15 protein-coding genes are annotated in these 15,333 nt (G+C 40.2%); 10 read left to right on the forward strand and 5 right to left on the reverse strand.

The genetic code is table 11. From position 1 onward, the window contains the following. Window positions 1-108: 108 nt before the first annotated feature. Window positions 109-273, reverse strand: a complete 165-nt coding sequence (locus tag H6G28_RS32440) for a hypothetical protein (protein ID WP_190677102.1) — start codon at window positions 271-273, stop codon at window positions 109-111. A gap of 304 nt (window positions 274-577) precedes the next feature. Here H6G28_RS32440 and H6G28_RS32445 point away from each other — a divergent pair, with 304 nt between their 5' ends. From H6G28_RS32445 to H6G28_RS32455, 3 genes are all read left to right on the forward strand, one after another. Continuing rightward, window positions 578-760, forward strand: a complete 183-nt coding sequence (locus tag H6G28_RS32445; protein WP_190677104.1) for a ribbon-helix-helix domain-containing protein — start codon at window positions 578-580, stop codon at window positions 758-760. A gap of 500 nt (window positions 761-1,260) precedes the next feature. After that, complete coding sequence (locus H6G28_RS32450) at window positions 1,261-4,752, forward strand: PriCT-2 domain-containing protein (protein WP_190677106.1); 3,492 nt, start codon at window positions 1,261-1,263, stop codon at window positions 4,750-4,752. Between the two features lie 308 nt (window positions 4,753-5,060). Continuing rightward, on the forward strand, window positions 5,061-5,231 hold the full coding sequence (locus H6G28_RS32455) for a hypothetical protein (RefSeq protein WP_190594777.1): 171 nt from the start codon (window positions 5,061-5,063) through the stop codon (window positions 5,229-5,231). Here H6G28_RS32455 and H6G28_RS32460 read toward each other — a convergent pair. Both H6G28_RS32460 and H6G28_RS32465 read right to left on the reverse strand, forming a co-directional pair. Next, entirely contained in the window at window positions 5,209-5,406 is a 198-nt protein-coding gene (locus H6G28_RS32460) for a hypothetical protein (RefSeq protein WP_190677108.1), read from the reverse strand. The genes H6G28_RS32455 and H6G28_RS32460 overlap by 23 nt on opposite strands. 25 nt (window positions 5,407-5,431) lie before the next feature. Beyond that, window positions 5,432-6,028 (reverse strand): hypothetical protein, encoded by a 597-nt coding sequence (locus tag H6G28_RS32465; protein WP_190594775.1) that lies wholly within the window; start codon window positions 6,026-6,028, stop codon window positions 5,432-5,434. Window positions 6,029-6,499: 471 nt separating this feature from the next. Between H6G28_RS32465 and H6G28_RS32470 the strand changes: the two genes are divergently transcribed. After that, window positions 6,500-6,829, forward strand: coding sequence for a transposase family protein (locus H6G28_RS32470; protein ID WP_190594789.1), 330 nt, complete (start codon window positions 6,500-6,502; stop codon window positions 6,827-6,829). Here H6G28_RS32470 and H6G28_RS32475 read toward each other — a convergent pair. After that, window positions 6,784-7,230, reverse strand: a complete 447-nt coding sequence (locus H6G28_RS32475; protein WP_190594774.1) for a hypothetical protein — start codon at window positions 7,228-7,230, stop codon at window positions 6,784-6,786. The genes H6G28_RS32470 and H6G28_RS32475 overlap by 46 nt on opposite strands. 571 nt (window positions 7,231-7,801) lie before the next feature. Here H6G28_RS32475 and H6G28_RS32480 point away from each other — a divergent pair. The 6 genes from H6G28_RS32480 (at window position 7,802) to H6G28_RS32505 (ending at window position 12,356) form a co-directional block, all read left to right on the forward strand. Beyond that, on the forward strand, window positions 7,802-8,218 hold the full coding sequence (locus tag H6G28_RS32480) for a plasmid mobilization protein (RefSeq protein ID WP_190677110.1): 417 nt from the start codon (window positions 7,802-7,804) through the stop codon (window positions 8,216-8,218). Then, window positions 8,193-9,719 carry a relaxase/mobilization nuclease domain-containing protein gene (locus H6G28_RS37160; RefSeq protein ID WP_242054711.1) on the forward strand — a complete coding sequence of 509 codons (1,527 nt, stop codon included), beginning with the start codon at window positions 8,193-8,195 and terminating at the stop codon, window positions 9,717-9,719. Before H6G28_RS32480 ends, H6G28_RS37160 begins: the two co-directional genes overlap by 26 nt. A 549-nt stretch (window positions 9,720-10,268) precedes the next feature. Continuing rightward, on the forward strand, window positions 10,269-10,589 hold the full coding sequence (locus H6G28_RS32490; RefSeq protein WP_190677112.1) for a hypothetical protein: 321 nt from the start codon (window positions 10,269-10,271) through the stop codon (window positions 10,587-10,589). A gap of 24 nt (window positions 10,590-10,613) precedes the next feature. Further along, window positions 10,614-10,877: a hypothetical protein gene (locus H6G28_RS32495; protein WP_190677114.1), complete on the forward strand. Its 264-nt coding sequence runs from the start codon at window positions 10,614-10,616 to the stop codon at window positions 10,875-10,877. Window positions 10,878-11,031: 154 nt separating this feature from the next. Next, window positions 11,032-11,706, forward strand: coding sequence for a glycerol-3-phosphate ABC transporter substrate-binding protein (locus H6G28_RS32500; RefSeq protein WP_190677116.1), 675 nt, complete (start codon window positions 11,032-11,034; stop codon window positions 11,704-11,706). 167 nt (window positions 11,707-11,873) lie between these two features. Next, window positions 11,874-12,356: a hypothetical protein gene (locus tag H6G28_RS32505; protein ID WP_190677117.1), complete on the forward strand. Its 483-nt coding sequence runs from the start codon at window positions 11,874-11,876 to the stop codon at window positions 12,354-12,356. A gap of 33 nt (window positions 12,357-12,389) precedes the next feature. On the opposite strand, the gene H6G28_RS32510 is transcribed toward H6G28_RS32505, so the two are convergent. After that, window positions 12,390-15,257 carry a DEAD/DEAH box helicase gene (locus H6G28_RS32510; RefSeq protein WP_190677119.1) on the reverse strand — a complete coding sequence of 956 codons (2,868 nt, stop codon included), beginning with the start codon at window positions 15,255-15,257 and terminating at the stop codon, window positions 12,390-12,392. Between the last annotated feature and the right edge of the window lie 76 nt (window positions 15,258-15,333).

Genomic DNA, 15,333 nt, shown 5'->3' on the forward strand with positions numbered 1-15,333 from the left:
TGCAGTTTCATTTGCAAATAATGTCGTTTTGAGCAGAACCTTATTTGCAAATAATGTGGTTTCAAAATCGCCTTGTTTGCAGTTTTAGCCCTGGATGTTTGCAGTTCGCTACAGATAGCTATCTATGCGGTATAGTGCAATGCCGTCCCAACTGACTAAAGTTGAACGAGCAACGTTAAGAATTCTTGCAAGTTCAGATTTTGTAACATAACTTTCGCAAAACAAGCCAGGGGAATCTAAATCAAGTCCCCGTGCAGAGTTTGACGCTTTCATAGAGCATCTATTGGTAAATGGTCGAATAGTAATTGATAGTCAGCATTAGATACTGACAAACGTAAGACAAGCATCTGATAGTTACTGCTATTTTGTTAAATCCACACGCTAAAAGGTTTGATTTATATAGCTTTCCCTTACTCGGTGGACACAGATCAGTTAGCGGTGCTTGCTGTTTTGCTGTCTTGTCTGTTATTGTAATCTATAGCTTCTGAAGCTGTCAAATAAAAACTATAGCTTCGGAAATATTACACATTGAACAAGCTTCGGAAGATACTGGAGATATCTAATATCTTCTGAAGCTATGGGCCAAACCAAAAAAGCAAAGATCACTTTTACTTGCTCTCATGAACTAAGAGAGGAACTGGAAGCTATAGCCGAATCAGAGGATCGTACTTTGTCGAACCTAGTAGAGCGTTTGGTGACGAAAGCTCTACGAGAGTACAGGCAATCTTCTTCAACGGATGAAGGTAAGGGAGTAGCATGACTAATCAGAAGTACATCAACCGATTTATTGAGTAATTTCAAGTAAAAATCAGGTCTTATTAGATATTAGATGACCAGAAGTTCTGTAAAATCAGGCTATTACCTAAATGAAGCTTGTAAAGGAGGTAAATAACAAAGCACCAAAAACTAAAAAGACAAAGCGCAACTAAGTAGTGAACGCTTTGCCCGATATAAAAAACTAAATAATTTAAATACTGGGAAGCGGGGTTTATCTCTAAAAGACCAAATAAGTGGAAGTAAGTTGGAAGCTAATGACCACTGATTGGCGAAAGAGATCGTTCCGCGCTGCCTTCTCATATTATATGAGGTGCTGTGAAAATTAACATATTTTCACTTGGAATTTTTGCATTCATATTTATTATTTTTTCTGAACGCAGAAAAAAGCTTAAACACGCAAAATAGTAAATCTCATAGATATCAGGTGTAGCAGTGCGCTAACCCCCTCCAAATACTGAAAACCAGTTATTTGAGGGTACATCTGTGATAAATAACAACGACGCTTTGGCAGAAAGCCAAAGCCCTGTGTCGAAGTTTAAATTCGCTGTCAACACTTGTGGCAGAAATAAAGACTGGGACTTTAAAAAACTTGCGGCCAACTTCCGTGACTGTGAAGGCACTCTAGAAGATGTGCAGCAGCACATTAAAGCAGGCCACGCCATCTGTGCAGGATTGTTAGGTGGTAAATGGCGAAGTAAAGCCAACGTCATCGGTTCTCATTGGCTACTACTGGACATCGATAATTCCTCTATTGCCCGTGATGAGGATGGCAAGCCAATCAAAGATGCAAACGGCAATTCTATTAAGGTTTACGATCCAGAATTAACCATTGAACAAGCCCTAGCCCATCCCTTCATTCAAAAGCACTGCGCTTTAATGTACACCACTGCCAGCCATAAACCTGACTGGCATAAATTCCGGTTGATTTTCCCTCTGCCCCAATATATTGAGGGTGCTGACACAGTAGAAGCTTGTACGCGCTTCCTGATGCAGCAGCTACCGCATGACCCAGCGTGTAAGGATGCCAGCCGTGTATTTTATGGCAACACAGAAGCAGAATTTCTCATAGTCAACCCCCAGGCAACCCTACCAGATGAGTGGGTAAGTTCAGCAATTGCGATCGCCCAAAAGGAGAGGGAAGAATACCAGCAACGCATCAAAGAAATCGAGTCACGCCGTCAACAGTTTCGTGAAATCTCCGACGTTGAAGGTTGGGACACTGAGCAGCTAATCCAGCAAGCACTATCATTCATTCCACCGCGCAGCCCAGGCAGTGGCAATTACGACGAATGCCGCCAAGTGTTGATGGCTTTGGTCAATCACTATGGGGCATCTGAAGCCGAAATTATCGCTGAGAAGTGGTCGCCTTCCATTCCTGGTACAACCTGGAATATTCGCGCCAAGATTCGCAGTTTCCGACGTGGGGGGATCTCGATTGGAACACTGTTTCACATTGCCAAACAGTACGGCTTTCGCTTCCCGCAACGGCAGTACGAACCATATCAACGTGACCAAGGGCTGATTAGCCGCGAACAGTGGGAACTAGGACAAGTCCGAGAAGATTTGACCAGTTTCAAAGATTTATTAAAGCAGGCGATCTCCCCATTTGTTACAGCAGCAGCCAAAGGATTTTCAGCACCACCAGCACCAAAGCCCGAACCCGAAATTACCGCCCCAGTACGCCAAGTAATTATCTACAAGCGGGGCAATATCCCGCACCGGAGCGACGTTACAGGTGATATTTCTATTACTTGTTCCCCAGATGAGCATATTGCCGCCTGGGTCGAAGCCATCTCTAAAGGCTGGACACAGATTTTAGATAATTCACACCCCGGTTTAGGCAAGTCGCACAATGCTGGTCAACTTACCGCCGCCCTTTTCGGGATTGAAAAACTAATCTACCAGGATGCCAACCACCGTAACCCCTCAACACTCCCCATTGAGGCTAATTTCGTTGACCTCCCAGTACGGCACAATGGCTTAAAAATCGACCCCACCCGCACAACCCCAATGGGTGAGCCGTTTCAGGTGCGTCCAAAACTGGGTGAAACTCCTGATACCATTGGCAATTGTCACAGAAGTTACTTATTTGAAGGCTTCCGTGACAAAAACTTTGTCAGTTTGGATTTTGAAGAAAGCTCTATTAGCCCTATCTGTAACGGTTGCCCGCTCCAAAACCAGTGCCGTTTTGCTCATGGTAATGGTTTCGGCTTCCGCTATCTTAAGCGCACAGTTATTCAAAATTATTCCGAAATTCGAGCGCATCCAGATTCTACACCAGTCACTTTAACTAACGCTGCTGGTCAACCTTTCACCCTTGGGCGGATTTGGGAAGAAGCGGGTACACTCATTCAGCCTGTGCGAGAAATTCAAGTCAAGTTAAAAGATTTTGATACTACCGTAGGGCAACTGGCTACTGGCTTACCGCCTGAGCAATGGTCAAAACTCCAGCCAGTTTTCCAGATTTTGCGATCGCTTCTTGCTCAAAATATTAAGCCTGATTCTCGCTATGGCTTTGATGATGCGGCATTCAGGACATTTTTACCCGAATTCCCACAAGATTTAGATATTGAAGGGATTCGGCAGATTGTAGAGCCTAATTTAGAATTTCTTGCTGATTTAGATTCTCTCGATATCCAGGCAGATCAACAACTTAAAAAAAGTGCCGCCGCCCGTTTTGCTGCTAAGAAGCTAGTTAAGGAAAGCGCAAAACAAGTCGGTAGAGAATTTCTGGATTTGCCTTTGTATTGGCTACCTGATTTCCTGGAAGCTTGGAAGGGTGAAGGTTACTTGGCTTGTAAATGGGGTGAAATTACTATTTCCCGCCCTGACTCCAAATATCGAGATTTGGCCAACTCTGCCCAATTTAATATTTACCTCGATGCTACTACCCCCCCAGAACAGTTGAAAGTCAAACTCAACTACCATGAACCCCTGCTGATCATCGAGCAGTCACGCCCTGACTACAGCAATTTAACAGCTGTTAACGTTACTGGACTAGGTAAACTGTCTAAAAATCGCTCCCGTTCCTTAACTGCCCGTGTTAATGCCCTCAAGGACACCTTTCTCAAACTCCACAAGCGTTTGGGCATTATCGAGTGGAAACAAGTTGCACAAGAGGCAGAAGACCGCATTGAATACGGTCACTTTGTCGATGGTCGTGGGGTTAACCGCTTTAGTGATGCCGATGCAATCGCCAGCTTTGGCATCCCCTACCAGAATATCGGTACGTTGGCAGCACATTTTCAGGTAATGACAGGTGTTAAGGTCAACCTTGAAGACAAGAACAGCACTTTCCAAGAGTATCTTATCCAGTTAGTCAGGGCGGAAATTATTCAAGAGATTGGCCGATTACGCGCCCACCGTCGCCCAGGAGAAAAGCTAACTTTCTACTTCTGTGCTGACTATGACCTCAGTTTCCTCCTTGCGGAACTGCCAGGAGTGAAATTAGAGGTTGTTGATGCGTGTGAATTCTGCGTTGAAGCGGGTAGCCGCGAACAGCAGACCGGACACGCCATTGTCAACACTTTCACCCAGCTTTGGCAGTCTCACCAAAAAATTGGTCAAACTGCGATCGCCAAGATTCTGGACATCTCCCAAAGTTGGGTAAGTCGATTTACCGAGCGTTGGGGGGGGTGGCGCAAGTTCAAAAAAATATTACTACTGCTATTAGATAGTCTTTATAGCGATAGTAATAAAAATTTGACAGACCTGAGCGATGAGGAAAGATGGTTTGCCCATGAATACTTCCCCATGCTGGTTACAGAATCGGAGTCATCACCCGATGATTCCCTGAAGTATATAGCTGAAGTTGCCACAAGGGTTACTAATACTGCAATGCGGCGGATTCTGCACAGTTGCACCCCGGCTGTTAGGGCTGGCTTGCTGATGATTATCTTGCGTTGCTTACCCGTCGAAGTTTACTCAGACTTTGCCCCGATGCAAACAAACTGTAACCCGATAGCGACGCTCTAAAATTTATCGGTTTTTAATTTCTACTGACCTATCAGTAATAAAAGATGCTCCCCTTCATGATTGTCTACTTAATCATTGAGTGAGCGTCCCGTTCACTATGCCTTGAAACGACGCACTGACGCTCTTTACAGCATGAGTACATTAAGATTACTGCTTTCTACCGTAAAAACAAGGTGCTTTTACAGTGAAACACCTTGTTAGCACATTACAAATAATGTGTTTTGCATCATAAAACAACGTGCTAATAATGTACTTCACTTTATAAGTGCATAAAAAATACTGCTAAATACGGCATTAGCACATTGCTTATGCCGTGTTCCACATTAAAAGTGCATAACAATTACTGCACTCTCATGCACAAGCAATGTGCAGCAGCAGTATTCACCGTCAAAGTGACGATTTTTCAAGCATTCCCGGCGACAAAAAAACTTACCGCCAAAGATGGCGTAATGTGCGTCACTCAATCAACCAAAATTTAACCCTGCCCAAGTTCATTTGACGGCGGCGGGAAAAACTTCGGACGTTCACCAGTACCCAACTGCCAGCCAGTGACTTTCGTGATGTATTTCTCAGACTTTCTGTATTATCGGCAGTACGACCTGTATTAGCTGCTGTGCGAAATGCCACCATCAAACCTTCTAAGCCAACAATCATACGCGCATATTAGAAAGATTTTTTCTTATCTTAGTTGTTTTTGAAACTCTAAGTTGAGAAAGAGCAAAACCCCACTAATTATAGTTACAGCTGCAACTAAGTTTATTGATATTATGTCGCCAATAATAGCAACTAATGCTGGAAAGTCTATAAGAACCCTATTTAGAATTTTCGCTATCCATTTTTCATACTGTGAAATGATTATAGAAGATATAATGGATAACAAAAATACTTTCCACCAGTTACCTTTGACTAAGGAGCGACTGTATTCAAATGCTGCTTTACCTGTTTGACCTCGAAGTATAAAAGCTTGTCCATAGTAACTGTTATTTACAGCATAAATAATACCTGGAATAATGAGTAATAAAGACAGCAAGAAACAAATAATACCAAATCTTATACTTAACCCAGTCAAGGGTATAATTCGAGATAAAATACGTTTGATAGCAACATCAATTTGGGGATTCTCCCCTAATACGTAGCCTTCTGTAAGAATAGTTAATCCATTAACATAAACTGGAAATACAATAATCACATAAAATATAATAAATAGAATCCCTAAAATAGGATTGGAATCAAAACTAAAAAATTGGAAAATAATTAAAAAAGGCAATAATGTCACGCAGAAAAAGCTAAAAAAAATTCCGAAATACTCGAAATATAACTTGAAACTCATTCTTATTAATTCAAACAATCCAATCTTTCTTGTCTGAAGTTCAGAAAGGATACGCATACAAAACTTTCTACCTTTATCGCTACAGTTTTAACTATAGACGGTTTGCTTAAGGTTAATGGCATTGACTGAGGGAATCTTAAATCAAATTTTGTAAATTATTTTTTGAAAAATAAATAAGGATTCTATGATTTGCACAAGATTCTCCGAACTCGTTTGTTGGTTTGATCTTTCTTGTTAATTTGTGTATAAAGTCGGAATAACCCCTGACGTTTTGCTCCCAATTACTTCTAAATTTCTCAGTCTTTTATCTTACCCTCCAGTTTATTAGAATAAGTCTCAAATAATGAGAGCGATTTACTATTTGTTCAAGAAGTGTTAACTAATTTTAGGCTGTTGGTCGATAGCCTGTAACAGCCAATATATAAGAATTCTGAGCAAAAAGAACAACAAAAATATTTTTCTGGCAAGAAGAGACAACATACATTGAAAAGTTTAATGATTGGTATACCAGAAGGTAAGGATATTGTTGAAGTAGAAGTAGGCGTTCCTGGGCCAACAGCAGATATAAAATTGTTTCGTCAATCTCAAAATAAATTTGATAAATCTCAACCCTTTTCAGGTGATAAAGGTTTCCAAGGAGGCGAAAATATCACTACTCCTCATAAAAACCTCGGTGCTGTTGTTTTCTGGGTTGCTGCTGCTCAAAATTCTGATTTCTCTTTTGGTTCCTGCACTGCTGGCTGTTGATTTTTTCTCTTGCCTTTCGTACTCTTTACTGTTGATTCTTCAGCGAAGCGGCTGTCAACAACTGCTGACTGATTTTCAGTAGCCTGATTCTCTGACGTACTACTGTCGCTGCTTGGCTCTGCCTTGTGACGGCGGCGGCTGCTTTTCTTCAACTTGCCTACTAAATATTTGATTCTGCTGCCAGTTAAATTAATCCCTAACCCCTTCAGCATCTCTGAAACTTCATCGTAAGTGTAGCCGTACTTGTCAGAAGTCAGCTTCTCGATATACCGTCTCATCTTCTGAATGGCTTCTCTGTCTGATACATCTTCTCGCTCTTTTGGCTTCTGCTCCTTCAGCAGTTCAATAGCCTTATCAATCTTTTCTTTCGTAATCACTTCTGAAATCTGCTGTTCAGCCATTGTTATCTCATGAATACCAATTAATTGATAATTATCTCTTGTTTGAAAATATCTGATTCAAAATCCTAAAAAAAATTGACTATTGCGGCTACGCCGAATCTCCTTTTTACTGTGACTGCTACGCCGTTATTTTTACTCTTCCTGATACTTTGAAAAAATCTCATATTACGGCTACGCCGAATTATCAATTTGTATTACAGCTTCGCTGAACAATTATTTTCTGTGTCAGCTTCGCTGATATTCTCATTCAAACTGTACCAATAAATCTGACTAATACAGCTTCGCTGAATCTAGAATTTTTATATAGCGGCTACGCCGAACCAGAATCTACCTCCTGCTTAATTTTTGAAAATTCTCGGCTTCGCCGTTGCTATCCTTTTCTCTCCGTTGTAGCATTGACAGCAGAACGGCTACGCCGTCTGATTTCGTTCCAGTCCCCGCAACCTCTCCCAAAATTCGGCTAGAAGCAAGCCATGTCTTAAAGCTGACGCTTTACCTCGCTGCGCTCGGACGACGGCTTGTTCAAGGGGGAGTACCCCCTTAAAAAACCCCCCTCGTGTTGTGCCGAAAAATGGTCAATCGAAAGCAGTCAAAAAGACTCGTCAGGAAGCATCTATTTTCACTGAGATTAAGTGAGATTGAGTTGGACTTGCTGCGGTTGAAATCAGCAGATTCAGGAATGTCAGCGAGTGAATTGATGAGGCGTAACGGATTACTGCGACCACTGCCCAAACGACTGAGCAAGATTAGTTTAAAAACATATTGGGAATTAGGACAAATTGGTAACAACTTAAATCAGCTTGTCAAAGCCACAAACACAGCCATAAAGATGGGGCGTACTCTACCAGCTAACCCAAAACTGTTAGAAGAACTTTTAGAAGTGTTGCATCAGTGCAGACGGGACATTGCACAAGTTGAGACAGAGGATGACGACTGGGAAGAAGATGAGGAGGAGGAAGAAGATGATTGGCAAGCAGACAAAAGGTAGGGGTTTTCGCAAGCTGTTAGATTACTTGCACAATAGCGAAAATGCCAAGCTGATTGGCGGTAACATGAGTGGCAGAAATCCCAGAGAATTAGCTAGTGAATTTCGACTGTCTCGACAATTAAACCCAGATGCCGAGCGTGTTGTTTATCATGTCTCATTGTCAGCAGCCAAGGATGACGTAATTTCTGAAGATAAATGGTGTGAAATTGGCAATCGCTACATGAAAGAAATGGGTTTTGATGTTAATCAATATGCCATCTTTCGCCACGAAAACACCGATGATGATCATGTCCACATTGCCGCCAGCCGAATCAGAATGGACACAGGGTTACTGGTTGATGATTCTTGGGATTATGTACGCTCTGAAAAAGTGCTGCGACAGATTGAAATTGACTATGATTTAGTTCAAGTCCAAGGCAGTAGAGAAAGACTAAATCGCACCCAAAGTACAGGACAATTTCGGCGCATTCAGCGAGAGCAAGAAGAATATTCGCAAGGTAGGCGTGATACTCCACCAGAAACCAGTGTTAAAGAGTCAATTCAGCAGACAATTGACCGCGCATCTGTTGACAATCCTCAGATGCCTGAATTGATTGTGCGGTTGCAGCAAGCTGGTATTAGTGTAAGAACAGGATTTACCAGGAATGGGAAGTCAAAAGGCATTTCTTATGAGAAAGATGGAATTGCTTTTAGTGGCACGCAATTAGGTGCAGCTTATACCTTCCCTGGTTTGCAAAAACATCGTGGTGTTGACTACCAGCCAGAGCGTGATGATGAGCGCATTAATCTAATTCTGCTGATTCCTGATAAACCACTGCCAATTGAGCAGTTAGAAAAGTTTCTTCAAGAAATTGAACTCAAACAAACTCAATTCACTCCACCACCAGAAGATGAAAGTTTACGCCCGGTATTGCAAAATTACCTCACTCAAAAACGCGGTTTAACCAATTTCCTTGTAGGGGCATTACAACGCCAGGGGTTAGGTTATGTAGACCAGCAGGAAAATGTTGTCTTTATTAAGCGCGATCTGAACGGTGAAAAGTCAGGCGCACTGGTTTGGGATACCACACGCCTTGACAATCGGTGTATGGAGTACCCTGAAAATAGCGATCGCTCAAAGGGATGGTTTCACCTCAAGTTGGGTGGAGAACCTGACGATAAAATCGAGAGAGTTATCTTGTGTGATTCCCCAATTGAGGCACTGTCAATTGCACATATTGATAGGGATGCACACAAGGGACAGCCACCAGTTAGAACACTGTACATGGCTGTTGATGACCCGAACTCGTTGCCCCTTGAATTGCTCAAGGATGTGAACAGAATTGCTTTGGCATTTAATAATGATGAACAGGGCAATGAAACAGCGCAAGTCGTTCAAAAAATGCTGCCACAGGCTAAAAGAGTTGCACCTAGTGGGCGGACTTGGAATGAGATTTTGATTGAAGCAAAGCAGAGAGAAATCCTTGAGCAGAAGCAACGCTCTAGGGGTTTTAGTCGATGAGTCGTGTTGCTGCCCGAACTCGTTGCCGCTTCGCTCGACTCATACGGTCTTCGGGACGGGCAGAATGATTATTGGTTGGGCCGACCAGTCCCGCAAGCCCGCCCCGAAGACTCCGCGTTGCCGCATGATTCGCAACGAGTTCTGAATTTCCTTTTTTCCTCTGCTCAGAATTTAGTTTATTTAATGTAGAGTGTCCGCCGAGATACCCAATTTAGCTGCTTGATTTTTGATAGCGAACACTAATTTTAAATTTTCCTGACTTTATTAATAAGTCTTATTGATAAAGAGAATTAAATGAATGTCATATTTTTAAATATATTAATAAATGATTCTATATTAAATTTAAAATCTGGTTATTATATTTATTTTTCCAAGCAACAAAAAATGTATTAATATCTAAAATCTATAATTTTTATGTAAATTTGTTCAAGTAGTGAGTTTGGGTGTAATTCATCATGCTATATACTATAATTAACAATACTGAAATAAGGTGTGATTTTAGATTTTTAGTATTAATGTATATATCAGATACTTAAGGCTTGCATTGCAATGGACTTATTTTTTATATTATTAATCTTAAATATTAATGTAGATTTTGGTAATTCTTTTTCAAAAGATACTTATAATTATTTTCAAGCAAACTATGAAGTGACCGAAAAAAACGCTACTACTTCTATTTTAGAAGTGAGTAATGTTTATAGTGAAGAACAACTCAAACATAGATATTTTGAAGATAGAACTATTGTTCTTGCTACTAATAGTAACGGAAATAATAAAACGCTATCTTCTGGGGCTGTTATTCTTGCAGCTATTGGTTTTGTACCTTTATCTATATTATACTTAATTAGTAAATTAATCTTTCGTAAATAACTAAAACAACACTTAAAAATAACAATGCCATTCCTAAATTTCATTTTTTTTGATTATCTTCCAAAACTTCAATCAGAGAAAAATCCTATTGTTGCCTTCTTTGTAGGGTTATTTTTCGGCTTTGTCGGTTGTGCTTTCTATTTTGGGACATTTGCAGATTTCTTAATACCACTTATTTTAAGCATTTTATTAATACTTCCTGGTATTTCTATTTTTGCAATTCCCTTAGTAACAGGTCTTTATGGCTATTTTCGTGCCGTAAATGCCAATAGACGGCTTGGAAAATAATTCACAGAAATTGCTTAAATTTACATCATTGCGAAGTAAATATCGGTGCTGTTTAAGCTAATAATTGATAATTTGCACGCCTCAAATTGTAAAAATCATCAATTCAATGAAATTTAAAACTAAGTATTAAGTATTAATTAAGGATCAATATTAAATGTTGGCTGAATATTCAAGTGAAGTATTTTCAAAATTAAGAGATTTTGATACTGCCAAAACCAAACTATTAGAAGTAGAAAAAATCCTTCCAGAACTGGGGTGTATAATACGCAAATACGATTTGCAAGAAAAGATTGGAATATGCTTATTGCATAAACATTTTAATATTGATGAAACAGAAAGACTGGTAGAAAATTTTCAGGATGGTAAGTTTTACTCAAGACCTGTTAAATATAATAATGAACTTTGTTTAGTTCCTCATACATGGAAATTAGAGATATTATCAAATAATGTTTTCAATTGGTATCCTTTAGAATTTGGTTATAGAAATAATCTAGATTTACCAATTATTGACAACTTAGATTTTTTTGTAGAAATGAGTCTTACATTATCTACACTCAATATGGAAGATACTTTTGGAGTAACCGTACTACATCGTGATTTTATTACACTTGATAGGGATGAGATTCTAATCGAGACTTCAGACGATAGCCAACGCGTATTAATTGTATCATCAGTAAAAAAATCAATTGTAGACAAGGATAAGGATTTATTAACACAAACTATATGGAAATTTTCATCCAATAATTTAGAGCATCACTGTTCAGGACATTGCCACCACTGTAATCAACATTGTCATCATTGTTATGGTTGTTGTTTAGTACATGGGTAGCTGTGATTTGAAACAAAAAATGAGATTTTAACTCATGATATGGATTCAAAGGACAGTAGCCACCGATATAGGGGGAAAGTTTATTTAGCACATCCTGATTGACTAACCAATTTATTATTTAATTTCCGCAAAATTTTTTGCTTAAAGAGATTGGAGTATTAATATATATGGCTAAAATTATTCATACTCGTTTTTTAATCCCTATTACTCTTTTACTGACAAGTTCTATTCAAATTGCTTATGCACGAACCAGATTACCTTCTGGTTCTTATCAAGCAACTTGCACTCAAGTGCAAGTTGTAGTAAGTTCAGCAAATTCTTCCCACTTACAAGGTTATTGCAAAGATAGAAGAGGCTATCCTCAGATTGCCGTTCTGGAAAACTTTGATAAATGTCGAGGCGATATCTATAACTTGGATGGGTTTTTAACTTGCGTGAAGGGAGACAGTGATGCGCCATCAGGTTCCTACCGACAAAGCTGTTATGATATCGAAGTCCAAGGTAATTTACTATATGCCACTTGCAAAACCAGTTCTGGAAATCCTGGCAGGAATGGAAGAGGAAAATGGATAGACACTACCCTAAATAATTTTAGACTTTGCTCAAAAGACATCGCTAATACTAATGGTTTTCTGAGGTGTATAAGATAGTATTTTGAATTTGGCGTTTAAAACTTAGTTAAGTTATCTTATTTCGCCAAATTCCCTAATATATTCCACCAATTCTCTGCTGTAACCACCCTCAGAAATTCGTCCCAAATTCCCCACCAGGATAAACAGTTCTCGCGCCCTACTCACAGCCACATTGAGTAAATTAGGTCGGCGATTAATAAACCAAAGGCTATCAGTTGATTGACATTGGCGAGTCGAGAAAATTATCACTGATTTCTGTCCGCCTTGGAATGTGTGAACTGTGCCAATGCTTTTGTCTGAAAAATTAGTCCAGCGAGATTTTAAACGTTGAGTCAAGGCATTTACCTGACGGCGGTAAGGTGAGATTACGCCAATTTCGTTAAGAGAGTCAGTAGGATTTAAGCAATAATCCGCCGCTAACAACTCCTCAATCAACGCTTCTACTGCATCAACCTCTGCCCAATTAACGTTGTTCTCTAGCTTCCCTTCTACATTGCAAGCAATCAGGTTACTACCTAACCGAGACGCTTTCGGTTCAGTTTTGATGATCATGCCGTAATTGCACAAGCGATCGCAAAAATCAGCAATCACAGGAACGCAACGGTAATGATATTTTAGGATAATGCCATTACCAATGTCCCCTGGTTGCCCTGATGCCCCGGCTGCTCGGTGATAGGCTGTGGTAGCTGTGGGGCTGTAGCGGTCATAATCGGCATCTGTAAGCCCCTGTTCCAGAAAAGATTTACTACGATATTCCTCTTTCCTCTGGTTGCTCAAATTAACAACTGGCTCCAATTGCAATGGATCACCTACAATCAAAGCCCGATTACACCGTACTAAAACCGGAAAAATCTGATGTGGTGGAATCTGACCCGCTTCATCTACAATTACTTGGTCAATACAGCCACTATCGGGATAGGGTAACAAACTGCGGATGGAGTGCAAAGTGCAAAGAAACACCGGAAATAATAGGCTGATATCCCGATAAATGTTTCTCCAATTCTGACTTAACTGACGGTAAGCTTCCCATTCGCCATTTAATAATGCAATGTAAGTTCTAATAGAAGTTATTACCTCATCTTTCCGTCGCCGAGCTTCTTGCTGTTGAAATTGCCAAGCCCACTCAAATAACTCTACCTGCTGTGAGTGCAATTCACTGTAGAAACGGCTGTAAAAATCTTTGGTGGGATAAGTAGCAAGTCGGTTTTCAACTTCTGTTTGGTGAATAATAAGGTCAGTAAGTTGTTGCTGTAATAACTCTCGCTGCTGTGATGTGCTGTCAAAACTATTTTGTTGTTGCTGCCAGTTCAAAGCCTCTTTACGTAACTGGTCAACATTTTGCGCTGCTGCTATGAGAGATTCAGTTGTTAGTGGGATTTGAAAGGGAAATGGTGTGGCCAGCGTTGCCAGCACAGGCATCTCTATTTGTTTGTGCAACCGTTTGAGAACATGATGAGGGCTGGTTTTGGTTATCGAGTGCCAGAATCGTTTAATCAACTTCAAAAACTTGACAAACCAGAAGTCCTTTCTAGTAGAACTCTGTTTGTAATTTTCTTGAGGTAAAGAACGCCTAGCGTTGTCAAGATGTTGCCCTATCTGCTGGTAGGCTTCTACTGGAAATTCAGAGTAATCGCGTGAATATTCTAACTGTGATGATGGCTGAAGTTCAAAGGTCTTGATTGCTGACTCAAGTGATTGTATATCTTGGCGTACTGACTCTAATATTTGTTCATCAACACTTTTCTGTTGAAGCTGCTCTGAGTCTTGTTTTTTGTAAAATTCTATTTGTTGAACACCTGCTAACAATTGTTGCTGGGCTGACGACCATTCATCGTAATTAAACGTTTCTTTGGCTAACCAGTCGAGTGCAGCTTGTAAACTAGGTAACACTTGACTATCAACTAAATCCCTTGACCCTCCTGATAAGTAGAAACGGTCAGAGGTTAAGTTACTGGCTAAAATTTTCTCAACGTTCTTTACAGCATAGTTGTTAGTGCTTGTCACTACAGTTAGGTTACTTCTATCTTGACCCGTTGTTGCTAATTCCACGGCTCGACTTACCACTTGCTGCGCTATCTCATGTAACAACAGTGTGGTCTTGCCATTCCCCGGTGGGCCAATCACAGCAGTAACAGGTTCGGACTGGGAATGTTTGATAGCTTGTGCTTGATAGTCATCCGGCTGGGAGTTGGGAAAAGCACCCAAAAAAATTACTTCATGCCGAGGTTCTTTTGGTTGTCCAAACAGGTATTCGTAAGCTGGGTGTCCTGGTCTTGCCCAAGGAAAATAATTTTGTTCGCTGATTTTTTGAAAATCTTTTTTGAGGTTGTAATTAAAAGGAGTATAGTCAAAATCCAACAGATAAGGGAGAAGTTTTGACCGTACAGGAAACGGCGGTATTTCAATCAGTCCCAGAAAATCCTGTAGTGTCTTAAAGGTACGGTTGAAAGTAGTTTCAAGAAAAACTTTCAGCCCTTCCTTTGTTACTAGGGACTCAGCCGCTTCTTCCTCTAGCCCGTACCATTCCATCAAATTTGGAATAATAGGCTGAAATTCGTACTCTTTTAAATCCCATCCGCTACTACGATAATTGCCCTCGAATATTGGAGAAACGTTAATGGTGAACAACGGGCGAAATTGACGGCGATTCGATTCAACTATATAAAGCTGCGGGAAAGCTACAGCAATTGATGGTAATTTGGATTGTATTTTATTCTTTGAGCTTTTAAAGGGTTGTTTTAGTTCTTTAAATAAAGATTCGTCTATTAATAATTTATCGCCTACCAGATTTACAAGAGAGTCCCAGATGTTTGGTTGTTCCGAATCATCAGGTTCTACTTTGGCATTACTCAAATTTTCTAAGTGAATGTAATCTAACCAAGCTTTGAGTAATGCTCGAATCTGTGAATCTGAAGCCATCTCTGTTTCTCCCTCTGCACCTAAAGTTGCTCACAGATTTTTTCAACTATTCGTAGAGATTACCTGAAAATTCATT

The organism is Nostoc sp. FACHB-190, from assembly GCF_014696905.1.
In the GTDB taxonomy this organism is placed as follows: Bacteria; Cyanobacteriota; Cyanobacteriia; order Cyanobacteriales; family Nostocaceae; genus Nostoc_B.